We start from the raw sequence: 22,172 nt of genomic DNA on the forward strand, positions 1-22,172 counted from the left end.
CCGTGCCGGCCCGCACCGGGCGCAGGGCCGCGCGGCGGGCGCAGGCAGTCGCGCGGCTCGGACCCGCGGGCCGTTGCGCCGCAGGCGGCACAGCGCCAGGCATCTTCGGCCTGGCGCCGGTCGCGGCGCCAGCGGCAGGCGCGCGTCAGGGTGGAATTGCGGCGGGTGATCCACATCCAGACCAGCACCGCCACCAGAAGAACCGGCAGCAGGATCAGCATCGCGCGGTTCTGCCACGCCCCCCGCGCGGGCGGAACCCCTTGCAGCCCGGCAAGGGGCGGCTCTAAATCGCCCCGTCCCAGACCCGGAGGCCCCCATGAAGATCGACGGCACCCCCTTCCGCTCCATCTGGCGCGCGGGCGAGACGGTCAGGATCATCGACCAGCGCTGGCTGCCGCATGAGGTGCGGGTGGTGGCCCTGTCCGACCGGGCGGCCTTTGCCACCGCGATCCGCGACATGTGGGTGCGCGGCGCGCCGCTGATCGGGGCGACGGCGGCCTATGGCATGGCCGTGGCGCTGCGGGCGGATGCGTCAGACAGCGCGCTGGACGATCACTGGCAGGTGCTGCACGCAACCCGCCCCACCGCGATCAACCTTCGCTGGGCGCTGGACCGGATGCGCGCGGCGCTGGCCCCCCTTCCCGCCGCCGACCGCGCCGCCGCCGCGCTGGCGCTGGCCGATGCGATTGCCGATGAGGATGTGGAGCTGAACCGCCAGATCGGCCTGCACGGGCTGGCGCTGATCAAGGCCATCGCCGCGCGCAAGGGCGGCCGGGTGAACATCCTGACCCATTGCAACGCCGGCTGGCCCGCCACGGTGGACTGGGGCACCGCCACATCCCCCATCTACCACGCCCACAATGCCGGGATCGACGTGCATGTCTGGGTGGACGAGACGCGGCCCCGCAATCAGGGCGCGCAGATCACCGCATGGGAACTGAACGCGCATGGCGTGCCGCACAGCCTGATCGTGGACAATGCCGGCGGCCATCTGATGCAGCACGGGCAGGTGGACATGGTGATCGTCGGCACCGACCGCACCACCGCAAACGGCGATGTCTGCAACAAGATCGGCACCTATCTCAAGGCGCTGGCGGCGCGGGCGAATGGCGTGCCGTTCTATGTTGCCCTGCCCTCGCCCACCATCGACTGGCGGGTGAAAGACGGGGTGGCGGAAATCCCGATCGAGGAGCGCAGCCCCGCCGAGGTGACGCATGTGCAGGGGCTGGACCCGGAAGGGCGGATCGTTCAGGTCCGCATCTCGCCCACCGGCACGGGGGCGGCGAACCCCGCCTTCGACGTGACGCCCGCCACGCTGGTGACCGGGCTGATCACCGAACGCGGCGTCTGCGCGGCCAACCCGTCCGCGCTGCGGGCGATGTTCCCCGACCTTGCCCCGTAATGAAAAAGGCCGCGCCCCTGCGGGTGCGGCCTTCCCCCCTCAGAACCGGGCCGGGGATCAGATCACCCGGTCCAGCATCATCTTCTTGATCTCGGCAATCGCCTTGGCCGGGTTCAGCCCCTTGGGGCAGGTCTTGGTGCAGTTCATGATGGTGTGGCAGCGGTAAACCTTGAACGGGTCTTCCAGCGCATCCAGACGCCGCCCGGTCGCCTCATCCCGGCTGTCGATGATCCAGCGATAGGCGTGCAGCAGGGCCGCCGGGCCAAGATAGCGGTCGCTGTTCCACCAGTAGCTGGGGCAGGACGTGCTGCACGAGGCGCACATCACGCATTCATAAAGACCGTCCAGCTTCTTGCGGTCGGCGATGGACTGTTTCCATTCCTTGCCGGGGCGGTTGGTCTTGGTTTCCAGCCAGGGCATGATGCTGGCGTGCTGGGCGTAGAAATGCGTCAGGTCGGGGATCAGATCCTTGACCACTTCCATATGCGGCAGCGGGTAGATCTTCACGTCGCCCTTGATCTCGTCCAGACCATAGATGCAGGCCAGCGTGTTGATGCCGTCGATGTTCATCGCGCAAGACCCGCAGATGCCTTCGCGGCAGGACCGGCGGAAGGTCAGCGTCGGGTCGATCTCGTTCTTGATCTTGATCAGCGCGTCCAGAACCATCGGGCCGCAACTGTCCATATCGACGAAATAGGTGTCGATCCGCGGGTTTTCGCCATCATCCGGCGACCAGCGGTAGATGCGGAAGGTGCGCAGGTTCTTTGCCCCCGCCGGCTTGGGCCAGGTCTTGCCGGTGCGGATCTTGGAATTCTTGGGCAGGGTCAACTGGACCATGAGGTCAGCCTTTCCAGTCAGGTCGGTCATAAAGCGGCCGCCGGGGCGGCTCGCCGGATTTGGACATCACGCAGGTTTCGTAAACCGCCGAAGGGTCTTTGCCGGTCAGCCAGTCGCTGGAGACCGAAATCTCCAGCTCGCCCGAGGTACGGCCGCGCGAATTGGTGCCGATGGCCAGTTCGCCGCGCGGCTTCTGGGCCAGACGGGCACGGTCGTAACAGGCGCGTTCGGCCTGCTGCACGGTCATCGGGCCGCAGGCGGCCAGAAGCGCCAGAACCGGGGCAAGGGCGAACGCGGCCCGCATCATTTCACCGGCGGCACGCCGGCGGCGGCGAAACAGGCCTGTGTGCCGGGGCGCAGGGCCAGGTTGCGGATGTTTTCCTTGGTCTGCGTGCCGGCTTCAACGCCGGTATCGCGGGCCAGCATCCGGATTTCCGGCATGGTCGCCGCATCCAGGATGCAGTTGGTGGCCGAGGCCGCCGGCCCCGCCGGCATGTCGCGGTTGACCACCGGGAACACCACGTCATAGGCGACGCGGCGCATGGTCTTGTCGGCCACGGCCTGCGGATCGCAGGCGGCCAGCGTGCCGATTGCCAGAACCGGCAGCACGAAGCGAAGCATCCTGATCATTCCAGCCCCCCTACGGCAAGGCCTTGCGCCTTGAGCAGAGCATCGCCGGACGAAACCGCCTGCACCAGACAATTCCGCGTGTCGGGCCGGCTGGCCACGCCCTGCACCACCGGCCAGGCCTTGGTGGCCGCCGCCTGCGCGTCACCGGCCCCGGCCGCGCCGGCCAGTTTCATCAACTCATCCGTGGTGGAATTGTTGATGATGCAATCGGTATAGGGTTTGACCGGAACGCCCGGCAGATACTTGCCCGCCGCGGAATCAACCGCGTTGCGGGCCAGCCCGCGCGTGGTTTCCTGCATCATCGACTGGCCGGCCACGCAGGCCGGCAGCACCAGAGCCAGGGCAAGGGCCGCAACGGCGCGCATCAGAACTTGCGCTCCGCCGGGGCGATCTTCTTCAGGCTGATGCCGCCCTCGTCCTCGGTCGTCAGCGGGTCGGTGTGGACGGCGCGATAGTCCAGCGTGACCTTGTTGCCATCAACCCAGGCCAGCGAATGTTTGCGCCACTTGGCATCGTCGCGCGCGGGGTAATCTTCGTGCGCATGGGCGCCGCGGCTTTCGGTGCGGGCATGGGCGCCATAGATCGTGGCCAGCGCGTTCGGCATCAGGTTGGTCAGTTCCAGCGTTTCCATCAGGTCGCTGTTCCAGACCAGGCTGCGGTCGGTCACCTTGAGATCGCCCATCTTGCCGGCGATGGCGGTCATCTTGACCTCACCTTCGGCCAGGGTCTTTTCGGTACGGAACACGGCGGCATCGGCCTGCATCGTCTTCTGCATCTCAAGCCGCAGCTCGGCGGTGGGAATGGCGCCGTTCGCATGGCGCAGCGCGTCAAAGCGCGACAGGGCCTTGTCCACCTCGACCTTGTTCACCGGCCCGATGTCGGCGTTGCGGTCCACCACCGAACCGGCGCGGATCGCGGCGGCACGGCCGAAGACCACCAGGTCGATCAGGCTGTTCGAACCAAGGCGGTTCGCCCCGTGCACGCTGGCGCAACCCGCCTCGCCCACGGCCATCAGGCCGGGGAACACGGCGTCGGGGTTGTCCTTCGTGGGGTTCAGCACCTCGCCCCAATAGTTGGTGGGGATGCCGCCCATGTTGTAATGCACCGTCGGCAGAACCGGGATCGGCTCCTTGTGCAGATCGACGCCGGCGAAGATGCGGGCGCTTTCGGTGATGCCGGGCAGCCGCAGTTCCAGCGATTCGCGCGGCAGGTGGGAAAGGTTCAGGTGGATGTGGTCCTTGTTCGGACCCACACCGCGGCCTTCGCGGATTTCCAGCGTCATGCAGCGCGAAACATAGTCACGCGGGGCCAGATCCTTGTAGTGCGGGGCGTAGCGTTCCATGAACCGTTCGCCATTGGCGTTGGTCAGGTAACCGCCTTCGCCGCGCGCGCCTTCGGTGATCAGGCAGCCCGAACCGTAGATGCCGGTCGGGTGGAACTGCACGAACTCCATGTCCTGCAGCGGCAGGCCCGCGCGGGCCACCATGCCGCCGCCGTCGCCGGTGCAGGTATGGGCCGACGTAGCGCTGAAATAGGCGCGGCCATAGCCGCCGGTCGCCAGAACCGTCATCTTCGCGTTGAAGACGTGAATGGTGCCGTCATCCAGCTTCCAGGCCACCACGCCGGTGCAGCGCCCGTCGGTGATGATCAGGTCCAGCGCGAAATATTCGATGTAGAACTCGGCCCGCTGCTTGAGGCTTTGGCCATAAAGCGTGTGCAGGATGGCGTGGCCGGTGCGGTCGGCGGCGGCGCAGGTGCGCTGCACCGGCGGGCCTTCACCGAATTCGGTGGTATGGCCGCCGAAGGGGCGCTGGTAGATCTTGCCTTCCTCGGTGCGGCTGAAGGGCACGCCATAGTGCTCAAGCTCGTACACGGCCTTGGGCGCCTCGCGCGCAAGGTATTCCATCGCATCGGTGTCGCCCAGCCAGTCGCTGCCCTTCACCGTGTCGTACATGTGCCATTGCCAGCTATCGGGGCCCATGTTGCCAAGGCTGGCCGCGATGCCGCCCTGCGCCGCAACGGTGTGGCTGCGGGTCGGGAAGACCTTGGTCACGCAGGCCGTGCGCAGGCCCTGTTCGGCCATGCCCAGCGTGGCGCGCAGACCCGCGCCACCAGCCCCCACCACGACCACGTCATAGTCATGCACTTCATACGGATAAGCAGTCATGGTCATTCCTTCAGAGCGCGATCTTGACCAGCGCGTAGAGGCCGATGGCGCTGACCGTCCAGCCGAAGGCCACCCCGCCGATCAGCGCCAGCTTGCGCCGGGTGCCGCGGAAATAGTCTTCGCTCATCATCTGGGCGCCCATCACGAAATGGCGCAGGCCCACGATCAGCACCAGCCCGGTCAGAATGGCCGGGAAGGGCTGCGAGAAAGTGTCCAGCACATCGGCGCGCGAACTGCCCAGCGCCTTGCCGACGATGATCAGCCAGACCGGCACCAGAAAGGCCAGGCCAACGGCGCTGACCATCATCGACCAGTGGTGTTCGGTGCCGACATGGGCCGCGCCCTTGCCTTCGGCGCGCTTGCGGGGGGTCAGATAGCGTTTCGGGCGTGTCATTGGACCACCAGGATTGTGATGACGGTCAGCACGACCGAACCGATGATAAGGCCCCAGCCCAGCTTGGTGGCGGTGGGCACGTCAAGCCCGTGGCCGGCGTCGAACACCAGATGCCGCAGACCGGCCAGATAGTGATACCAGACCGCCCAGAGCGAGCCGGTCAGCACGATGTCGCCGAACCAGCTTGTCGCGACCGCATTGGCGATCTGGAAATATTCGTCGCTGACGGCGGCGCAGAACAGCCACCAGTAGACCATCAGCCCGCCGAAGATCAGCGCGTGGCCGGTGACCCGTGTCAGGATCGAGGTGATCATGGGCAACTGCCAACGGTAGATTTGCAGATGCGGGGACAGGGGCCTTTCGACCTGCTTTGCGTTCGCCATCGCGGTTCCCTTCGTAGCTGGCCGTCCCGGTCTCCGGTTGGCGCGCTCGTTATTACGCCCTGAATAACGGCTTTCTCTCCAAAGTCACGCCCTCAGAAGGGGCCGAAATCGGATGTTGGCGTTATCATCCAAGGTTTTTCCTGAATGTGATCACATTTTTCAAGGGCGTGATCACAGTTTTTACCCTCCCGGCGACTCAGCCGCCGGCCGGTCGCCCGGGCCGCGTGTCAGCGCGGCACAAGCGCCCAGTAGTCCAGATCCAGCAGCACTTCGGGGCGGTATTTGCCGGCCTCGTCGCGCAGGGCAAAGGGCTCGGCCCCCTGTTTGACGGCCACCAGCCGCAGCCGCAGCGCCCCCACGCCCGGGGCGGCGGTTTCGGCGCGGTCCAGCACTTCCGACCAGGCCTTGACCGTATCGCCCGCGAAACAGGGGTTGGCATGGGCGCCGCCGTTCAGTGCCACGATCATCTGCGCATTGGCCAGCCCGTTGAACGACAGCGCGCGCGCCAGGCTGATGACATGGCCGCCATAGATCAGCCGCTTGCCGTCCTCGCGGAAGGTGGCGTCGAAATGCACCTTGGCGGTGTTCTGCCACAGCCGGGTGGCCAGCATATGCTCGGCCTCTTCCACGGTCACGCCATCCACATGGTCGATCTTTTCGCCCAGCGCATAGTCGCCCCAGCGGTGCGGTTCGCCCGCCAGCGTGAAATCGTAATTGCGGAAATCCAACCCGGCGGGCACCGTCAGCGCCGTTGCGGGCACCACGGATTGCAGATCCGGCACAACCGGCTCGGGCGCGGGGGTGGCGCGGTTCTTGCGCACCATCACCCAGCGGACATACTCCAGCACCGCCTCGCCCCGCTGGTTCAGGCCACGGGTGCGGACCCAGACCACGCCCGATTTCCCGTTCGAGTTTTCCTTCAGCCCGATCACCGTCGATTCCGACCGCAGCGTGTCGCCCGGCCAGACCGGGGCCAGCCAGCGCCCCTCGGCATAGCCAAGGTTCGCCACGGCGTTCAGGCTGATGTCGGGCACCGTCTTGCCAAAGACGGTGTGGAAGGCGATCAGGTCATCCAGCGGCGCGGCGGGCAGACCGCAGGCGCGGGCGAAATCGTCGCTGGAATACAGCGCGCCCCGGGCCGGATACAGCGCGTGATACAGCGCCCGCTCGCCCCCCGACAGGGTGCGCGGCACCGCATGGACGATGGTCTCGCCCAGACGGTAATCCTCGAAGAACCGGCCCGGATTGGTTTTCATGCGTCTCTTCCCTCAACAACAGTCCGGCCAGGCGGCCCCGGACTTCGCGTGAAGCCCCGGGGCCGCCTGCGGCCTACATCTCGCTCAGCTTGATGTCCGGGTCATAGGTGCCCGGCACTTCCTTCACCACGGCCTGCCCGCAGCGCATCACCCCGCGCGCCGCGTCGAAGGCATAGCTGGGCGATCCGTGCAGCTCCCACCCCTTGGCCAGCGCCGCGCTGACCTTGTGGCAGAAGGCGCTGGTGTCGTCGTCACTGAGAAAGCGATAAAGCCGCATCTCAGGCGCCCCAGGGCGTATAGCCCAGCCAGTTGTGGATCAGCATGATCACCACCAGCGTCACCACCGCGGCCCCAAGGGCCGGCAGGTTGCGGCCCGGCTTGGTGGGCTTGGGCGTCCAGCCGGGCTGGCTGCGGTTGATCACGATCACCTCGACCACGGCCCAGGCCAGCAGGCCGCCGAACAGGATGAAGCTGGCCAGATCGCCATTCACCAGAAGGTGCGCCGTGGCCCAGAGCTTGAAGCCGGTCAGTTGCGGGTGGCGCATCCGCCCGATGACGGGCGCGCGCATCCCGTCGGCGGCGTAGAGGAACACCGCGCCGAACATCAGCAGGTTGTTGATGCCCACCAGCGCGCCATTGCGCCCCCACCAGACGGGGCCGGCGGCGGGGTCATAGCCGAAATACATCAGCGCGACCGAGGCCAGCAGCAGCAGAGACACCAGCCCCTTGCCGGGGTCGCCCAGACGGGCGCGGGCGGCCGGGGCCAGCCGTTTGAACAGATGCGCCGCCCACCAGAGCGCGACGCCAAGGATCAGAAGGATGAAGGACACGGGTGCCTCGCTTTCAGGTTGCCTGGCCGCACCCTGCCGTCAATCGGCCAGCGCCGCAATCGCTTCGGCCCGCGCCAGCGTGGCGCGCGCGGTGGCCACATGCAGGTTCTCGACGATCCGGCCGTCCAGCACCGCCACGCCCCGGCCTTCGGCCACGGCCGCCTGATAGGCGGCGATCTGGCGGCGGGCGAGGTCGATCTCGGCCTCGCTTGGGGCAAAGGCGGCGTTGGCCACGGCCAGTTGCGCGGGGTGGATCAGCGTCTTGCCGTCAAAGCCCATGTCGCGGCCCTGATGACATTCGGCCCAAAGCCCCTCTTCATCCTTGAAGGCATTGTAGACGCCGTCGATGATCAGCTTGCCATGCGCCTTGGCGGCCAGCAGGCACAGCCCCAGCCCGGCCTGCATCGGCAGACGGTCGGCGCGGAAGCGGCTGTTCAACTCGCGCGCAAGGTCGTTGGTGCCCATCACCATGCCCTTCAGCCGGGGATGCGCCGCAATCTCGGCCGCGTTCAGCATCCCCGCCGCCGTTTCCATCATCGCCCAGAGATCGGCGCCGGGCAGCAGCGCCGCCACCGTGTCCAGATCGGCGGCGCGGTTCACCTTGGGCACCAGCACCGCGTCGATCCGCGCGCCGCCGGCAATGGCGGTGGACATCGCCGCCGCATCGGCCCGGCCCCATTCGGTATCGAACCCGTTGATCCGCACGATCCGCAGCCGCCCGCCATAATCGAAATCGCGCAGGGCCCGCGCCAGCAGATCGCGCGCATGGGCCTTTTCATCGGGCGCGACCGCATCTTCCAGATCGAAGATGATCGCGTCGCAAGGCAGCGTGCAGGCCTTTTCCAGTGCCCGTTCCTTGGACCCCGGAATATACAGAACGGAACGGCAGGGGCGGGACATGATTCTTCTCCGGGCAATAATATTGCGCCGTGATGCCAAGCTGCGGCATTTTCGGCAAGCCCCTTCGCGCCGCATTGCAGAATTTCTGCTGCGGATGCAGCGCAGGCCCCGGCAATCGGCTGTCTCCCGCCGACCCGGTTTGGCCTGCGCGGATTGCGCCCCATATGCCCATCGTGGGCCGCCGATGCGTGGCCTGCCGGCAATGTGCCGTTCCCTCACTTCAAGGAAGGAGTCTGCGATGAGCAGCGCCACCGACAAGATCAAGGGTCTCGCCAATGAGGCAGCCGGCAATGTGAAACAGGCCGTGGGCAAGGCCACCGGCAACGAAAAGCTGCAGGCCGAAGGCTTTGCGCAAGAGCGCAAGGGCGAGATGCAGCAGGCCGTCGGCAAGGCCAAGGAGGCCGTCAAGAACGCGGCCGACGCCGTGAAGAAGGGTGTCGACAAGGTCTGACAGCCGACAGGGCCTGACAGTCAGGCCGGTCAACGCACGCACCGGGGCGCCCCGAAAGGGGTGCCCCTTCCTTTTGCCGGTCAGCCGGTCAGGCCGCGCAGCCCGTCCCACACCAGCTTGGCCGAGATCAGCAGCAGCGACCAGGTGACGATGCCGAAGAACGCCCGTTCCGGCAGCCAGCGCACCAGCCGCACCCCGGCAAACACCGCCAGCGCCGCCGGCACCGACAGCAGCGCCGCGATCTTCAGATTGCCGGGGTTCAACTGGCCCAACTGCCAGTAAGGCAGCAGCTTGACCGCGTTGATCACCGCAAAGGCAATGGTCGCCGTGCCCGCGAACACCGCCTTGGGCATTCCCAGCGGCAGGGTATACACCTGATAGGGCGGTGCGCCGGAATGGCTGACGAAACTGGTGAAGCCCGTCACCGCACCCCAGAACAGCCCCGGCGTCACACGCGCCGGCCGCGCCATCGGCCCGCCCTTGCGCCGCAGCAGCAGGTTCGCCGCGAAGGCCAGCCCGATGGCCCCCACCAGCGCCGTCACCGCCGCCTCGGGCACCAGCCGCGCCGTCGCCCAGCCCACCCAGATGCCCGCCACCGCGCCCGGCAGCAGGATCGCCAGCACCCGCCGGTCATAGGCCTGCCGATAGGCCCAAAGGCCGAACATGTCTGACACCACATAGACCGGCAGCAGCAGGCCCGCCGCCGCCACCGGCGAAATCACCAGCGCCAGCACCGGCACGCCCAACATGCCGACCAGCGGAATTCCGCCCTTGCCCATGCCGACCAGCACCGACGCGATCACCGCCGCCACCCAGAAAGCCGTTCCGTCCATGCATGCCTCCGCGCGTTACCGCTAACCCCGGGGACAGGAAACCGGAAGGCGGAATTTTCTGCATACAATGGTATACTGTTCACATCGCCACGGCTGGACACAGCCCGGATTAGCGGCTACCCCTCGCCGCGACTCGACGTATCCACAATCCCGTCCGTCCCAAACCTGCAGGAGATTTTCAGCATGGCCCGTCCCAAGATCGCCCTCATCGGCGCCGGCCAGATCGGCGGCACGCTCGCCCATCTTGCCGCCATCAAGGAACTTGGTGATGTCATCCTTTTCGACATCGCCGAAGGCACCCCGCAGGGCAAGTCGCTGGACATCGCCCAATCCGGCCCGTCCGAAGGGTTTGATGCCGTGATGAAGGGCACCAATTCCTATGCCGACATCGCCGGCGCGGATGTCTGCATCGTTACCGCCGGCGTGCCGCGCAAACCGGGCATGTCGCGCGATGACCTGCTGGGCATCAACCTCAAGGTGATGAAGTCGGTTGGCGAAGGCATCAGGCAGCACGCCCCGAACGCCTTCGTGATCTGCATCACCAACCCGCTGGATGCCATGGTCTGGGCCCTGCGCGAATTCTCGGGCCTGCCGCACAACAAGGTGGTGGGCATGGCCGGCGTGCTGGACAGCGCCCGCTTCCGCCACTTCCTGTCGGTCGAATTCAACGTCTCGATGAAGGATGTCACCGCCTTCGTTCTGGGCGGCCATGGCGATACCATGGTGCCGCTGACCCGCTATTCCACCGTCGCCGGCATCCCGCTGCCCGATCTGGTGGCCATGGGCTGGACCACGCAGGAAAAGCTGGATGCCATCGTGCAGCGCACCCGTGACGGTGGCGCCGAAATCGTGGGCCTGCTGAAGACCGGCTCGGCCTTCTATGCGCCCGCCACCAGCGCCATCGAAATGGCCGAAGCCTATCTCAAGGATCAAAAGCGCCTCCTGCCCTGCGCCGCCTATGTCAAGGGTGCCTACGGGCTTGACGGCATGTATGTCGGCGTGCCCACCGTGATCGGCGCCGGCGGCATCGAGCGTGTCGTGGACATCAAGCTGAACGCCGACGAACAGGCGATGCTGGACAAGTCGATCGACGCCGTGAAGGGCCTTGTCGCCGCCTGCAAGACGATCGACCCGACGCTGGCCTGATCGCCGACACCGCAAGAATTGAAACGGGCGCCCCACAGGGGCGCCCGTTTTCATTTCCCTCTCTGGCGTCGCCCTTACGCCGGGCGGGCCATCATCTCGCGGATAGCCTGGCCGATGCGGCGCACGCCCTCGTCCACCGCGGGCTTTTCGTGCAGCGAGAAGCTGAGACGGATGGTGTTGCCGTTCGTGCCATCGGCAAAGAACGCCCGCCCCGGCACGAAGGCCACCTTCTGATGCTTCAGCGCATGGGCCAGCAGTTCGGCGCCGTCAATCGCTTCGGGCAGGGTCAGCCAGACGAACATGCCGCCTTCGGGCCGGGTCCAGGTCACGCCTTCGGGCATTTCGCGCGCCAGCGCCTCAAGCACCAGGCTGCGACGGCGGCCATAGACCTGCCGCAGTTGTTCGACATGGGCGGCGAACACCGTTTCGGCCACCTGCGCGGTGGCGATCTGGTTGATCGTGCTGGAATGAAGATCGCCCGCCTGTTTCAGCAGCACCAGCCGCTGGATCGCCGCCGAAGCGCCACAGACCCAGCCCACCCGCAGCCCCGGCGCCAGCGTCTTGGAGAACGACCCGCAATACAGCGTGCGGCAGTTCTCGATGCTGCCGACCCGCGCCTGTTCCAGCGCCAGGATCGGCGGGATCGCCTCGCCCTCATAGCGCAGGTGCTGATAGGCGCCGTCCTCGATCACCGCGATGTCCAGCTCGGTCGCCAGATCCAGCAGTTGCTCGCGCCCCGCGCGGTCCAGCGTCTCGCCGGTGGGGTTGCCGAAATCGGCCGACAGATAGGCGAACTTGGGCCGCCCGCCGCTGGCCGCCGCTTCGGCCCGCACCTCGGCCGCGCCAAGGTTGCCGTTCAATCGCAGATAGGCCGGCTCATAGGCGTTGAACGCGCCCAACGCGCCCATGTAGGTGGGCCAGTTCACCAGCGCCGTGTCACCGGGGCTCAGCAGCAGCTTGCCCAGATAATCCAGCGCCTGTTGCGACCCCGAGGTGATGAAGATGTTTTCCACCCCGCAGACCACGCCCAGCCGGCCCATTTCCGCCGCCAGCCAGCGGCGCAGCGGCAGATACCCCTCGCTGACCGAATATTGCAGCGACACCGCCGCCGCCTCGCCGGTCAGGGCACCGGCCAGCGCCTTCTGGTAATCCTCGACCGGGAACAGCGCCGGGTCGGGAATCCCGCCGGCAAAGGAAATGATCTCGGGCTGGTCCAGCAGTTTCAGCAGCTCGCGAATCTCGGATGCCTTCATCCGCGACATCCGCTGCGAAAGGATCGAACCCCAGTCCATGACATGCCTCCGATTTTGCCCGCCCGGCAGAAATCAGCCGCAAGGAAATGTCAACAGGCAACCGGGCCCTCCCCCTTGCCCCCGTGCCCGCATTGCGTCACAGCAGGGGGAAACCCCCAACCCCCGAGGCCGCCATGGACTACTCCAAATCCGGCAATCCGAAAAACGCCAAGGACACCCATCACGCGCTGGACCTGCCCCGCCGCGGTGCCCCCAACGCCAAGCAGACCGAGGCCGAGAAGAAGGCCGCCCTGCTGGCCCGCATGAAGGCCGCCGCCGAAGCCAAGAAGAAAGCCTGACCCGATGTCTGCCCTGCACGAAGAGCTTTGCGCCCGCCTGACCCGTTATTGCGCCATCGACACGCAAAGCGACGAAGACAGCGCCAGCTCTCCCTCGACCGAAATCCAGCTTACCCTTGCCCGCCTTCTGGTGCAGGAGTTGCAGGAGATCGGCGCGCAGGACGTGCGGCTGACCGAATACGGCGCCGTTCTGGCCACGATCCCCGGCACCGCGCCGGGGCCGGTCATCGGCTTTCTGGCCCATATGGACACCGCGCCGCAGTTCAACGCCACTGGCGTGAAACCGCGGGTGATCCGGGGCTACAACGGCGGCGCCATCACCTTCCCCGACAATCCCGCGCTGGTGCTGACGCCCGAGGTTTCGCCCTATCTGGCCGAAAAGGTGGGCCATGACATCGTGACCGCCTCCGGCACCACCCTGCTGGGCGCCGATGACAAGGCCGGCATCGCCGTGATCCTGACCGCCGCCCGCGCGCTGCTGGCCTCGGACAGCCCGCGCCCGACGCTGCGCCTTGCCTTCACCCCGGACGAGGAAATCGGCCGCGGCGTTGACAAGCGCCTGCCCGCCGATCTGGGCGCCGACTTCGCCTATACCTTCGACGGCGGCGCGGTGGGCGAGATCGAATACGAAAGTTTCTCGGCCGATGGCGCGACCGTCACCGTCAAGGGCGTCTCGATCCACCCCGGCACCGCCAAGGGCAAGATGGTCAACGCCATCACGCTGGCGTCGAAGATCATCGCCGCGCTGCCGCAAGCCACAATGCAGCCCGAAGTGACCGATGGCCGCGACGGCTTCATCCATGCCACCGAGATGACCGGCGGGTCGTCCGACATGACGATCAAGTTCATCCTGCGCGACTTTGAACTGGATGGGCTGGCGCAGAAGGGCGAAATCCTGCGCGCCGCCTGTGCCGCCGTGCAGGCGGGCGAACCCCGCGCCGAAATCACCTGCACCATCCGCCAGCAGTATCGCAACATGCGCTACTGGCTGGAAAAGGACATGACGCCGGTCGATCTGGCCCGCGATGCCGCCCGCGATCTGGGGATCGAGCCGGTCTCGGTGCCGATCCGGGGCGGCACCGACGGATCGCGCCTGACGGAAATGGGCGTGCCCTGCCCCAACCTGTTCACCGGGATGCAGGAACTGCACGGCCCGCTGGAATGGATTTCGGTGCAGGACATGGCCCGCGCGACCGAGCTGATGCAGGGCATCGCCCGCCGCGCCGCCCAAGGCTGATGGGCCGCCCGCCCTCGCCCTATCTCGCGCCGGATTTCTATGACAAGGCGCTGGCCGCCGGCCGCCACCGCGACATCGTGGGTGGCCGCTGGTCGGAAACCGCCTCAGTGCAGATGGCGCTGCTGCGGGACGAAGGCCTGCAGCCCGGCGACCGGCTGCTTGACATCGGCTGCGGCTGCCTGCGGCTGGGCCACCGCGCCGCCGCCTGGCTGGACCCCGGCCATTACTGGGGCACCGATGCCTCGGGCGCGCTGATGCGCCGGGGGTATGAGGCGGAGCTGGACGAGGCCACCCGCGCCCGGCTGCCCATCGGGAACCTGATCGAGGATGCGGCTTTCGCCTTTCCCGGCTTGCCCGACAGCATCGACATGGCGCTGGCCTTCGCCGTTTTCACCCACCTGCCCGCCGACGCGCTGCCGCCGGCGCTGCACAGCCTGCGCGCCCGCTTTCCCCGGTTGCGCCGGCTGCTGGTCACTCTGTTCCTGGCACCGGACGGGCACAGCGGCCCGCTGCGCCAGCCGGACGGCGTGGTCACCCACCCCGACCGCCCGCCCTGGCACCGCTACGCGGCCGAGGTCGAGGCCGAAGCCCGCGCCGCCGGCTTCGCCCCCGAATGGCGCCCCCGCCGCCTGCCGCGCGGCCAGCAGCTTCTGGCGCTGATCCCGGTGTGACGCCGGGCAAGCGGGGGCGCTGCCCCCGCACCCCCGGGGTATTTGGACCAAGTTGAAGGGGCAAAGGCCCGCCCTGATGTCATCTGTCCTGAAATATCCCCGCCGGAGGCCGACGCCCGAGCCGGTTGGGCCGCGCCCTGCGCGGACCAGAGGCGAGAGAAAAGATGTGCGGCCGCGCTTGCGCGGTCGCTCCGTTTGACAAGGCCGGGGGAATTCCCCACCCCGGCCTGCCTTGACCCCCACCGGCCCCCGGGCGCATCCTGCGGGCCAATGTGATGACCGGAGATTTGGCCCATGCGTTCTGTTCTTCTTGCCACCGCCCTTGCGCTGGCCCCCGTGTTGGCCCCCACATTGGCCTTCGCCGAACGCTCGCCCCTGTCGGCCGAAATCGGCAGCACCGGCATCGCCGCGACCGAGGCGCGCCTTGCCGCGCTGAGCGATCCCACCCCGCCCGACCTGTTTGCGCTGGCCGGGCTGCGGTTCCTGTCGGGCGTTGAACAGGCGCTGCAACTGCGCTGGCAGACCGGGTTGCAGGCCGATTGGTCGGAACTGCCGATCCTGCGCCTGCCGATCCCGCAGAACCCTGCGGCACGGCCCTTCACCTCGGCCGATCTTGCCGCGCTGCTGGACGGGGTTTCAACCAACATGGACGGCGCCCGCAGCGCGCTGGAGACGCTGGGCGAGGCCGATTTCGCGCTGGAAATCGCGCTGTCGGACCTGTGGTTCGACATCAACATGAACGGCGCCCGCGATGAAGGCGAAGGCGTGGGCGATGTCGCGGGGCTGACCTTCGGCGGCAGCCGCGCGGTGGCGGTGGATGTGGCCGATCCGGTGATCCGCTTCGACACCGCCGATGCCGCCTGGCTGTCGGCCTATACGCATTTCCTGTCTTCCTTCGTTAGCGTGGCGCAGGCCTATGACGTGGCCCCGGTGGTGGACCGCATCGCCGCCTCGACCAAGGCGATGAAGGATCTGTGGGGCACCACGCCGCCCGCCAATGCCTATGACATGATGTTCGGCAACCAGGTGGACCGCGTGGCCATCATCCTGCAGGCGCTGGCGCAGACGCCCGATCCGGCGCTGACCCGCGCCGCGCATACGCATCTGCTGGCGATGATCACCGAAAACCGCCGCTTCTGGGCGCTGGTCAAGGCCGAGACCGACAATCAGGGCGAATGGGTGCCGAACGACACCCAGGTTTCGGCCCTGGGCCTGAACACCCCGCCCGGCACCGGCGACCACTGGCTGGCCGTTCTGGCCGAGGCCGAACGGATGCTGAAGGGCGAGGTGCTGGTGCCGCACTGGCGCTATGGCGCAGAGGCCGGGATCGACATCGCCAGGCTGTTCGAGACCCCGCCGCCGGTGGATCTGATCGCCATGATCCAGGGCGAGGCCTTCCTGCCCTATGCCCGCAAGGGGCCGCAGGCCTCGATGGAGGCGTGGAATGCCTTTGAAGATCTGGTGATGGGCGAAAGTATGCTCTTCGCCGTGTTCCTGAACTGAGCATCCACGAATCGCGTTAGCGCTGCCATCGCGGCCCTTGCGGCGGTGCGATTCCGCCTTGTGATCACACGTTTTCCAACTGTGATCACAAACGGCATTTTCCCGCCCCGAAAGCCGCCCGAACACATATTTGCGTTTGGTGGCCGGGGCGGTTCCGTGCCAGAACGCCGCCAAAGCGAACGAAGGACGGGACATCTGCGATGAACATCCACGAATATCAGGCCAAGGCGCTGCTGCGCAGCTACGGCATTCCGGTTTCGGACGGTCGCGTCGTGCTCAAGGCCGAAGAGGCCAAGACCGCCGCGGGCGAGCTGGACGGACCGCTCTGGGTGGTCAAGGCGCAGATCCATGCCGGCGGTCGCGGCAAGGGTCACTTCAAGGAAGCCGAAGCCGGCGAGAAGGGCGGCGTCCGGCTGGCCCGCAGCGTGGCCGAGGCCGCCGAATTCGCCCGCCAGATGCTGGGGCGCACGCTTGTCACCATCCAGACCGGCGAAGCGGGCAAGCAGGTGAACCGCATCTACATCGAGGACGGTTCCGACATCGAGCGCGAGCTGTATCTTGCCCTGCTGATCGACCGCAAATCCAGCCGCATCTCGATCGTCTGCTCGACCGAAGGCGGGATGAGCATCGAGGACGTGGCGCATGAGACGCCGGAAAAGATCCTGACCATCACCGTCGATCCGGCCACCGGGTTGCAGGATTTCCACGGTCGCCGCGTGGCCTTTGCGCTGGGGCTGACCGGGCCGCAGGTCAAGCAATGCGTCGGCATCGTCAAGAACCTGTACCGGCTGTTCACCGAAAAAGACATGGACATGCTGGAGATCAACCCCTTCTGCGTGCTGAAGGACGGCAATCTCAAGCTGCTGGACGCCAAGATGGGCTTTGACGGCAACGCGATCTACCGTCACCCCGACATCGCCGCCCTGCGCGACGAGACCGAGGAAGACCCCAAGGAACTGGCCGCCTCGAAGTTCGACCTGAACTACATCGCGCTGGATGGCGAGATCGGCTGCATGGTGAACGGCGCCGGTCTGGCGATGGCCACCATGGACATCATCAAGCTCTATGGCGCCGAACCGGCCAACTTCCTGGACGTGGGCGGCGGCGCCAGCAAGGAAAAGGTCACCGAGGCGTTCAAGATCATCACCAGCGACCCGAACGTGAAGGGCATCCTGGTCAACATCTTCGGCGGCATCATGCGCTGCGACATCATCGCGGAAGGCGTGATCGCCGCGGTCAAGGAAGTGGGCCTGAAGGTGCCGCTGGTGGTGCGCCTGGAAGGCACCAACGTGGACCTTGGCAAGAAGATCATCAACGAAAGCGGCCTGAACGTCATCGCGGCAGACGACCTGTCCGACGCGGCCAAGAAGATCGTCAAAGCGGTGAAAGGCTGAAGCGCATGTCCGTTCTCGTCAACAAGAACACCAAAGTCATCTGCCAGGGCTTCACCGGCTCGCAAGGCACTTTCCACAGCGAACAGGCCATTGCCTATGGCACCAAGATGGTCGGCGGCGTGACGCCTGGCAAGGGCGGCACCACCCATCTGGGCCTGCCGGTCTTTGACTCGGTCCATGAGGCGGCCGAACGCACCGGCGCCGATGCCACCGCGATCTATGTGCCGCCGCCCTTTGCCGCGGATTCGATCCTGGAAGCGATCGACGCCGAAATCCCGCTGATCATCTGCATCACCGAAGGCATCCCGGTGCTGGACATGATGCGCGTGAAGCGCGCGCTGATCAATTCCAACTCGCGGCTGATCGGGCCGAACTGCCCCGGCGTGCTGACCCCCGGCGAATGCAAGATCGGCATCATGCCGGGCAGCATCTTCTCGAAAGGGTCGGTCGGGGTCGTGTCGCGCTCTGGCACGCTCACCTATGAGGCCGTGAAGCAGACCACCGACGTGGGCCTGGGCCAGACCACTGCGGTCGGCATCGGCGGCGACCCGATCAAGGGCACCGAACATATCGACGTGCTGGAAATGTTCCTGGCCGACCCGGCGACCACCTCGATCATCATGATCGGCGAAATCGGCGGCAGCGCCGAGGAAGAGGCCGCGCAGTTCCTGGCCGATGAAAAGAAGAAGGGCCGCTGGAAGCCCACCGCCGGCTTCATCGCCGGCCGCACCGCCCCCCCCGGCCGCCGCATGGGCCATGCCGGCGCCATCGTGGCCGGCGGCAAGGGCGACGCGGGCTCGAAGATCGAGGCGATGAAATCCGCCGGCATCGTCGTGGCCGACAGCCCCGCCGGTCTGGGCGAAGCCGTGCTGAAGGCGATCAAGGGCTGAGGCCCGCACTTCGGGCGGCCCCGCCGCCCGAGGCCCCGCCCCTTGCGGGCGGCAAGACAGAATGAAGGCAAGGGCGCGGAGGGGAGGCCGCGCCCAAGCCACCTCTCCTCAACACGCCCACTCCCGCAAAGGGCAAGGACCGATGACCGAACAGATCCCCAACAGCCAGTTCCACGCCTCCAGCTTCCTGGATGGCGCGAACGCGGATTACGTCGACCAGCTTCAGGCGCGCTATGCCGCCGATCCGAACAGCGTCGATGCCCAATGGGCCGAGTTCTTCCGCGCCCTGGGCGACAGCGAGCTTGATGCCAAGCGGGCCGCCGAAGGCCCGTCCTGGGCCCGCACCGACTGGCCGCCCGCACCCAGCGATGACCTGACCGCCGCCCTGACCGGCGAATGGGCAGCCCCCGCGCCGGCCAAGGCCGACAGCAAGGCCGCCGCGCAGAAGATCGCCGCCAAGGCCGCCGAACAGGGCGTCAACCTGACCGAGGCGCAGCTTCAGCGCGCCGTGGTGGACAGCATCCGCGCGCTGATGATCATCCGCGCCTACCGGATTCGCGGCCACCTGGCCGCCGACCTTGATCCGCTGGGGATGACCGAACGCGGCAACCACCCCGAGCTGGACCCCGCCTCCTACGGCTTCACCGAAGCCGACATGGACCGGCCGATCTTCATCGACAACGTGCTGGGCCTGACCCATGCCTCGATGCGCGAGATCATCGACATCCTGAAGCGCACCTATTGCGGCACCTTTGCCCTGCAATACATGCACATCTCTGACCCGGAACAGGCCGGCTGGCTGAAGGAACGGATCGAAGGCTACGGCAAGGAGATCCAGTTCACCCGCGAAGGCCGCCGCGCCATCCTGAACAAGCTGGTCGAATCCGAAGGGTTCGAGAAGTTCTGCCACGTCAAATACACCGGGACCAAGCGCTTCGGCCTTGATGGCGGCGAGGCGCTGATCCCCGCGCTGGAAGCGATCATCAAGCGCGGCGGCCAGCTTGGGCTGAAGGAAATCATCTTCGGGATGCCGCACCGCGGCCGGCTGAACATCCTCGCCACCGTGCTGCAAAAGCCTTACAAGGCGATCTTCCACGAATTCCAGGGCGGCAGCTACAAGCCCGAGGACGTGGAAGGTTCGGGTGACGTTAAGTATCACCTTGGCGCCTCCAGCGACCGCACCTTCGACGGCAACACCGTCCACCTGTCGCTGACCGCCAACCCCAGCCACCTTGAGGCGGTGAACCCCGTGGTTCTGGGCAAGGTCCGCGCCAAGCAGGACCAGAACGGCGACAGCCCCGATGAGCGGATCACCGTCCTGCCGATCCTGCTGCACGGCGACGCGGCCTTTGCCGGCCAGGGCGTCGTGGCCGAATGTTTCCAGCTTTCGGGCATCAAGGGCCACCGCACCGGCGGCACCATCCATATCGTGGTGAACAACCAGATCGGCTTTACCACCGCGCCGTCGTTCAGCCGCTCGTCGCCCTATCCGACCGACATCGCGCTGATGGTCGAGGCGCCGATCTTCCACGTCAATGGCGATGATCCCGAAGCCGTGGTTCACGCCGCCAAGGTGGCGATCGAGTTCCGCCAGCAGTTCCACAAGGACGTGGTCATCGACATGTTCTGCTATCGCCGCTTCGGTCACAACGAAGGCGACGAGCCGATGTTCACCAACCCGGCGATGTACAACCGCATCCGCAAGCAGAAGACCACGCTGCAGCTTTACACCGAACGTCTGGTGGCGGACGGCCTGATCCCCGAAGGCGAGATCGAGGACATGAAGGCGGCCTTCCAGGCCCGCCTGAATGAAGAATTCGAGGCCGGCAAAAACTTCAAGCCCAACAAGGCCGACTGGCTGGACGGGCGCTGGAAGAACATGCAGCCGAAGGATCTGGAAAACTATCAGCGTGGCGAAACCTTCATCGCCCGCGAGACGATGGACGATCTGGCCACCGGGCTGACCCGCGTGCCCGAAGGCTTTGACCTGCACAAGACCGTGGCCCGCCAGCTTGAGGCCAAGAAGGAAATGTTCCGCTCGGGCAAGGGCTTCGACTGGGCCACGGCCGAGGCGATGGCCTTCGGGTCATTACAGACCGAGGGCTTCCCGGTGCGTCTGGCCGGGCAGGACTGTACCCGCGGCACCTTCAGCCAGCGTCATTCGGGCTGGGTCGACCAGACCACCGAGGAACGCTACTACCCGCTGAACCACATCCGCGCCGGTCAGGCCCGGTATGAGGTGATCGACAGCGCCCTGTCGGAATATGCGGTTCTGGGCTTCGAATACGGCTATTCGCTGGCCGAACCGAACGCCCTGACCCTGTGGGAAGCCCAGTTCGGCGACTTCGCCAACGGCGCGCAGATCATGTTCGACCAGTTCATCAACTCGTCGGAATCGAAATGGCTGCGTATGTCGGGCCTTGTGGTGCTGCTGCCGCATGGCATGGAAGGCCAGGGGCCGGAACATTCGTCGGCCCGTCTGGAACGCTTCCTGCAAAACAGCGCGGAAGAGAACTGGATCGTCGCCAACTGCACGACGCCGGCCAACTACTTCCACATCCTGCGCCGTCAGTTGCACCGCGATTTCCGCAAGCCGCTGATCCTGATGACGCCGAAATCGCTGCTGCGTCACCCGATGTGCGTCTCGGATGCCGAAGACTTCCTCAAGCCGTCGTCCTTCCACCGCGTGCTGTGGGACGATGCGCAAAAGGGCCATTCGGAAACCAAGCTCAAGGCGGATGACAAGATCAAGCGCGTCGTGCTGTGCTCGGGCAAGGTCTATTACGACCTGCTGGCCGAACGCGACGCGCGCGGGATCGACGACATCTATCTTCTGCGCATCGAACAGCTTTACCCGGTGCCGACCATTTCGCTGACGGCCGAACTTGCGCGCTTCTCCAAGGCCGAATTCGTCTGGTGCCAGGAAGAGCCGCGCAACCAGGGCGCCTGGTCCTTCATCGAACCGGAACTGGAAACCCTGCTGACCCGTGTCCGCGGCACCACCACCCGCGCCCGCTATGCGGGCCGCGTGGCCGCCGCCGCCCCGGCGACCGGGCTTGCCAGCCGGCACAAGGCCGAACAGACCGCGCTGGTCAACACCGCGCTGACCCTTTGATGCACCGCCGCCCGGGACACGCGCCCCGGGCAGCCCCGACCAACACCCGGGCCGCGCGCCCGACCGGAACGAAGTGGCGCCGCATGGCGCGGGAGAGAGACAACGATGACTGACGTGATGGTGCCCGCTCTTGGGGAATCCGTGTCCGAGGCCACCGTGTCCACCTGGTTCAAGAAACCGGGTGACGCCGTGAAGCAGGACGAAATGCTGTGCGAACTGGAAACCGACAAGGTTTCCGTCGAGGTGCCCTCGCCCGTGACGGGTGTGCTGGCCGAAATCCTGGCCCCCGAAGGCGCGACCGTGGCCGCCAACGCCCGGCTGGCCATCGTGACCGAAGGCGCCGCAGCCGCCGCCCCCGCCGCCAAGGCCGAGGCGCCCAAGCCCGCCGCTGCCGCCCCGGCACCGGCCCCGGCCGTGGCCCCCGTGGCGGAAACCGCCGCCTCGCCCTCGGCCCGCAAGGCCATGGCCGAAGCCGGCCTGACCCCGGATCAGGTGCAGGCCACCGGCCGCGACGGCCGCGTGATGAAGGAAGACGTGGCCCG

24 protein-coding genes and 1 pseudogene are annotated in these 22,172 nt (G+C 66.7%); 11 read left to right on the plus strand and 14 right to left on the minus strand.

The genetic code is table 11. The features are described from left to right. A partial coding sequence (locus C5F44_RS17875) for a hypothetical protein (protein WP_146161974.1) occupies positions 1-221 on the minus strand: 221 nt, incomplete at its 3' end. Between the two features lie 95 nt (positions 222-316). On the opposite strand from C5F44_RS17875, the gene mtnA reads away from it, so the two are divergent. Beyond that, positions 317-1,402 carry an S-methyl-5-thioribose-1-phosphate isomerase gene (gene mtnA, locus C5F44_RS16530; RefSeq protein ID WP_107674653.1) on the plus strand — a complete coding sequence of 362 codons (1,086 nt, stop codon included), beginning with the start codon at positions 317-319 and terminating at the stop codon, positions 1,400-1,402. A gap of 57 nt (positions 1,403-1,459) precedes the next feature. On the opposite strand, the gene C5F44_RS16535 is transcribed toward mtnA, so the two are convergent. The 11 genes from C5F44_RS16535 to C5F44_RS16585 all read right to left on the minus strand — a co-directional run bounded on the left by C5F44_RS16535 (position 1,460) and on the right by C5F44_RS16585 (position 8,799). After that, positions 1,460-2,239 carry a succinate dehydrogenase iron-sulfur subunit gene (locus tag C5F44_RS16535; RefSeq protein ID WP_107674654.1) on the minus strand — a complete coding sequence of 260 codons (780 nt, stop codon included), beginning with the start codon at positions 2,237-2,239 and terminating at the stop codon, positions 1,460-1,462. A gap of 4 nt (positions 2,240-2,243) precedes the next feature. Further along, the gene (locus tag C5F44_RS16540) at positions 2,244-2,546 is read right to left on the minus strand and encodes a hypothetical protein (RefSeq protein WP_235822660.1); all 303 of its coding nucleotides are present in this window, start codon (positions 2,544-2,546) and stop codon (positions 2,244-2,246) included. After that, entirely contained in the window at positions 2,543-2,869 is a 327-nt protein-coding gene (locus C5F44_RS16545) for a hypothetical protein (protein WP_181318312.1), read from the minus strand. The genes C5F44_RS16540 and C5F44_RS16545 overlap by 4 nt, the downstream gene beginning before the upstream one ends. Beyond that, positions 2,866-3,234, minus strand: coding sequence for a hypothetical protein (locus tag C5F44_RS16550; RefSeq protein WP_107674655.1), 369 nt, complete (start codon positions 3,232-3,234; stop codon positions 2,866-2,868). Before C5F44_RS16550 ends, C5F44_RS16545 begins: the two co-directional genes overlap by 4 nt. Next, positions 3,234-5,036, minus strand: coding sequence for a succinate dehydrogenase flavoprotein subunit (sdhA, locus tag C5F44_RS16555; RefSeq protein ID WP_107674672.1), 1,803 nt, complete (start codon positions 5,034-5,036; stop codon positions 3,234-3,236). The genes C5F44_RS16550 and sdhA overlap by 1 nt, the downstream gene beginning before the upstream one ends. Positions 5,037-5,046: 10 nt before the next feature. Continuing rightward, positions 5,047-5,430: a succinate dehydrogenase, hydrophobic membrane anchor protein gene (locus C5F44_RS16560; protein WP_107674656.1), complete on the minus strand. Its 384-nt coding sequence runs from the start codon at positions 5,428-5,430 to the stop codon at positions 5,047-5,049. After that, positions 5,427-5,813 carry a succinate dehydrogenase, cytochrome b556 subunit gene (gene sdhC / locus C5F44_RS16565; RefSeq protein ID WP_107674657.1) on the minus strand — a complete coding sequence of 129 codons (387 nt, stop codon included), beginning with the start codon at positions 5,811-5,813 and terminating at the stop codon, positions 5,427-5,429. The genes C5F44_RS16560 and sdhC overlap by 4 nt, the downstream gene beginning before the upstream one ends. A 227-nt stretch (positions 5,814-6,040) precedes the next feature. Next, complete coding sequence (locus C5F44_RS16570) at positions 6,041-7,069, minus strand: MaoC family dehydratase (protein WP_107674658.1); 1,029 nt, start codon at positions 7,067-7,069, stop codon at positions 6,041-6,043. A 73-nt stretch (positions 7,070-7,142) separates the two neighbouring features. Beyond that, a complete protein-coding gene (locus C5F44_RS16575) occupies positions 7,143-7,346 on the minus strand; it encodes a DUF1737 domain-containing protein (RefSeq protein ID WP_107674659.1) in 204 nt (67 codons plus the stop codon). A 1-nt stretch (position 7,347) separates the two neighbouring features. After that, positions 7,348-7,899 carry an NnrU family protein gene (locus C5F44_RS16580; RefSeq protein ID WP_235822661.1) on the minus strand — a complete coding sequence of 184 codons (552 nt, stop codon included), beginning with the start codon at positions 7,897-7,899 and terminating at the stop codon, positions 7,348-7,350. A 39-nt stretch (positions 7,900-7,938) separates the two neighbouring features. Next, positions 7,939-8,799, minus strand: a complete 861-nt coding sequence (locus C5F44_RS16585; RefSeq protein WP_107674660.1) for an HpcH/HpaI aldolase/citrate lyase family protein — start codon at positions 8,797-8,799, stop codon at positions 7,939-7,941. A gap of 238 nt (positions 8,800-9,037) precedes the next feature. On the opposite strand from C5F44_RS16585, the gene C5F44_RS16590 reads away from it, so the two are divergent. Beyond that, entirely contained in the window at positions 9,038-9,250 is a 213-nt protein-coding gene (locus tag C5F44_RS16590) for a CsbD family protein (RefSeq protein WP_107674661.1), read from the plus strand. 80 nt (positions 9,251-9,330) lie between these two features. Here C5F44_RS16590 and C5F44_RS16595 read toward each other — a convergent pair whose 3' ends face one another. Next, complete coding sequence (locus C5F44_RS16595; RefSeq protein ID WP_107674662.1) at positions 9,331-10,083, minus strand: sulfite exporter TauE/SafE family protein; 753 nt, start codon at positions 10,081-10,083, stop codon at positions 9,331-9,333. Positions 10,084-10,266: 183 nt separating this feature from the next. On the opposite strand from C5F44_RS16595, the gene mdh reads away from it, so the two are divergent. After that, positions 10,267-11,229 (plus strand): malate dehydrogenase, encoded by a 963-nt coding sequence (mdh, locus tag C5F44_RS16600; RefSeq protein WP_107674663.1) that lies wholly within the window; start codon positions 10,267-10,269, stop codon positions 11,227-11,229. A 74-nt stretch (positions 11,230-11,303) separates the two neighbouring features. On the opposite strand, the gene C5F44_RS16605 is transcribed toward mdh, so the two are convergent. After that, the gene (locus C5F44_RS16605; RefSeq protein ID WP_107674664.1) at positions 11,304-12,521 is read right to left on the minus strand and encodes an aminotransferase-like domain-containing protein; all 1,218 of its coding nucleotides are present in this window, start codon (positions 12,519-12,521) and stop codon (positions 11,304-11,306) included. A gap of 134 nt (positions 12,522-12,655) precedes the next feature. Between C5F44_RS16605 and C5F44_RS18065 the strand changes: the two genes are divergently transcribed. The 8 genes and pseudogenes from C5F44_RS18065 to C5F44_RS16640 all read left to right on the plus strand — a co-directional run. Continuing rightward, positions 12,656-12,820 (plus strand): hypothetical protein, encoded by a 165-nt coding sequence (locus C5F44_RS18065; RefSeq protein WP_181318313.1) that lies wholly within the window; start codon positions 12,656-12,658, stop codon positions 12,818-12,820. A 4-nt stretch (positions 12,821-12,824) separates the two neighbouring features. Continuing rightward, a complete protein-coding gene (gene pepT / locus C5F44_RS16610; protein WP_107674665.1) occupies positions 12,825-14,057 on the plus strand; it encodes a peptidase T in 1,233 nt (410 codons plus the stop codon). After that, positions 14,057-14,728 (plus strand): class I SAM-dependent methyltransferase, encoded by a 672-nt coding sequence (locus tag C5F44_RS16615; protein ID WP_235822662.1) that lies wholly within the window; start codon positions 14,057-14,059, stop codon positions 14,726-14,728. The genes pepT and C5F44_RS16615 overlap by 1 nt, the downstream gene beginning before the upstream one ends. Positions 14,729-15,022: 294 nt before the next feature. Beyond that, entirely contained in the window at positions 15,023-16,231 is a 1,209-nt protein-coding gene (locus C5F44_RS16620; protein ID WP_107674666.1) for a hypothetical protein, read from the plus strand. A 200-nt stretch (positions 16,232-16,431) separates the two neighbouring features. Continuing rightward, positions 16,432-17,625, plus strand: coding sequence for an ADP-forming succinate--CoA ligase subunit beta (gene sucC, locus C5F44_RS16625; protein WP_107674667.1), 1,194 nt, complete (start codon positions 16,432-16,434; stop codon positions 17,623-17,625). A gap of 5 nt (positions 17,626-17,630) precedes the next feature. Beyond that, positions 17,631-18,515, plus strand: a complete 885-nt coding sequence (gene sucD / locus C5F44_RS16630; RefSeq protein WP_107674668.1) for a succinate--CoA ligase subunit alpha — start codon at positions 17,631-17,633, stop codon at positions 18,513-18,515. A 142-nt stretch (positions 18,516-18,657) separates the two neighbouring features. Continuing rightward, the gene (locus C5F44_RS16635) at positions 18,658-21,630 is read left to right on the plus strand and encodes a 2-oxoglutarate dehydrogenase E1 component (protein WP_107674669.1); all 2,973 of its coding nucleotides are present in this window, start codon (positions 18,658-18,660) and stop codon (positions 21,628-21,630) included. Positions 21,631-21,678: 48 nt separating this feature from the next. Further along, positions 21,679-22,172: pseudogene (locus tag C5F44_RS16640) on the plus strand (biotin/lipoyl-containing protein); the annotation flags it as partial.

This window comes from Fuscovulum blasticum DSM 2131 (genome assembly GCF_003034965.1).
In the GTDB taxonomy this organism is placed as follows: domain Bacteria; phylum Pseudomonadota; class Alphaproteobacteria; order Rhodobacterales; family Rhodobacteraceae; genus Pseudogemmobacter; species Pseudogemmobacter blasticus.

Excerpts from the sequence above, each read along its gene's own strand:
- mtnA (WP_107674653.1), top strand. The coding sequence starts at position 317 with ATGAAGATCGACGGCACCCCCTTCCGCTCCATCTGGCGCGCGGGCGAG.
- C5F44_RS16535 (WP_107674654.1), bottom strand. The coding sequence starts at position 2,239 with ATGGTCCAGTTGACCCTGCCCAAGAATTCCAAGATCCGCACCGGCAAG.
- C5F44_RS16540 (WP_235822660.1), bottom strand. The coding sequence starts at position 2,546 with ATGATGCGGGCCGCGTTCGCCCTTGCCCCGGTTCTGGCGCTTCTGGCC.
- C5F44_RS16545 (WP_181318312.1), bottom strand. The coding sequence starts at position 2,869 with ATGATCAGGATGCTTCGCTTCGTGCTGCCGGTTCTGGCAATCGGCACG.
- C5F44_RS16550 (WP_107674655.1), bottom strand. The coding sequence starts at position 3,234 with ATGCGCGCCGTTGCGGCCCTTGCCCTGGCTCTGGTGCTGCCGGCCTGC.
- sdhA (WP_107674672.1), bottom strand. The coding sequence starts at position 5,036 with ATGACTGCTTATCCGTATGAAGTGCATGACTATGACGTGGTCGTGGTG.
- C5F44_RS16560 (WP_107674656.1), bottom strand. The coding sequence starts at position 5,430 with ATGACACGCCCGAAACGCTATCTGACCCCCCGCAAGCGCGCCGAAGGC.
- sdhC (WP_107674657.1), bottom strand. The coding sequence starts at position 5,813 with ATGGCGAACGCAAAGCAGGTCGAAAGGCCCCTGTCCCCGCATCTGCAA.
- C5F44_RS16570 (WP_107674658.1), bottom strand. The coding sequence starts at position 7,069 with ATGAAAACCAATCCGGGCCGGTTCTTCGAGGATTACCGTCTGGGCGAG.
- C5F44_RS16575 (WP_107674659.1), bottom strand. The coding sequence starts at position 7,346 with ATGCGGCTTTATCGCTTTCTCAGTGACGACGACACCAGCGCCTTCTGC.
- C5F44_RS16585 (WP_107674660.1), bottom strand. The coding sequence starts at position 8,799 with ATGTCCCGCCCCTGCCGTTCCGTTCTGTATATTCCGGGGTCCAAGGAA.
- C5F44_RS16590 (WP_107674661.1), top strand. The coding sequence starts at position 9,038 with ATGAGCAGCGCCACCGACAAGATCAAGGGTCTCGCCAATGAGGCAGCC.
- C5F44_RS16595 (WP_107674662.1), bottom strand. The coding sequence starts at position 10,083 with ATGGACGGAACGGCTTTCTGGGTGGCGGCGGTGATCGCGTCGGTGCTG.
- mdh (WP_107674663.1), top strand. The coding sequence starts at position 10,267 with ATGGCCCGTCCCAAGATCGCCCTCATCGGCGCCGGCCAGATCGGCGGC.
- C5F44_RS16605 (WP_107674664.1), bottom strand. The coding sequence starts at position 12,521 with ATGGACTGGGGTTCGATCCTTTCGCAGCGGATGTCGCGGATGAAGGCA.
- C5F44_RS18065 (WP_181318313.1), top strand. The coding sequence starts at position 12,656 with ATGGACTACTCCAAATCCGGCAATCCGAAAAACGCCAAGGACACCCAT.
- pepT (WP_107674665.1), top strand. The coding sequence starts at position 12,825 with ATGTCTGCCCTGCACGAAGAGCTTTGCGCCCGCCTGACCCGTTATTGC.
- C5F44_RS16615 (WP_235822662.1), top strand. The coding sequence starts at position 14,057 with ATGGGCCGCCCGCCCTCGCCCTATCTCGCGCCGGATTTCTATGACAAG.
- C5F44_RS16620 (WP_107674666.1), top strand. The coding sequence starts at position 15,023 with ATGCGTTCTGTTCTTCTTGCCACCGCCCTTGCGCTGGCCCCCGTGTTG.
- sucC (WP_107674667.1), top strand. The coding sequence starts at position 16,432 with ATGAACATCCACGAATATCAGGCCAAGGCGCTGCTGCGCAGCTACGGC.
- sucD (WP_107674668.1), top strand. The coding sequence starts at position 17,631 with ATGTCCGTTCTCGTCAACAAGAACACCAAAGTCATCTGCCAGGGCTTC.
- C5F44_RS16635 (WP_107674669.1), top strand. The coding sequence starts at position 18,658 with ATGACCGAACAGATCCCCAACAGCCAGTTCCACGCCTCCAGCTTCCTG.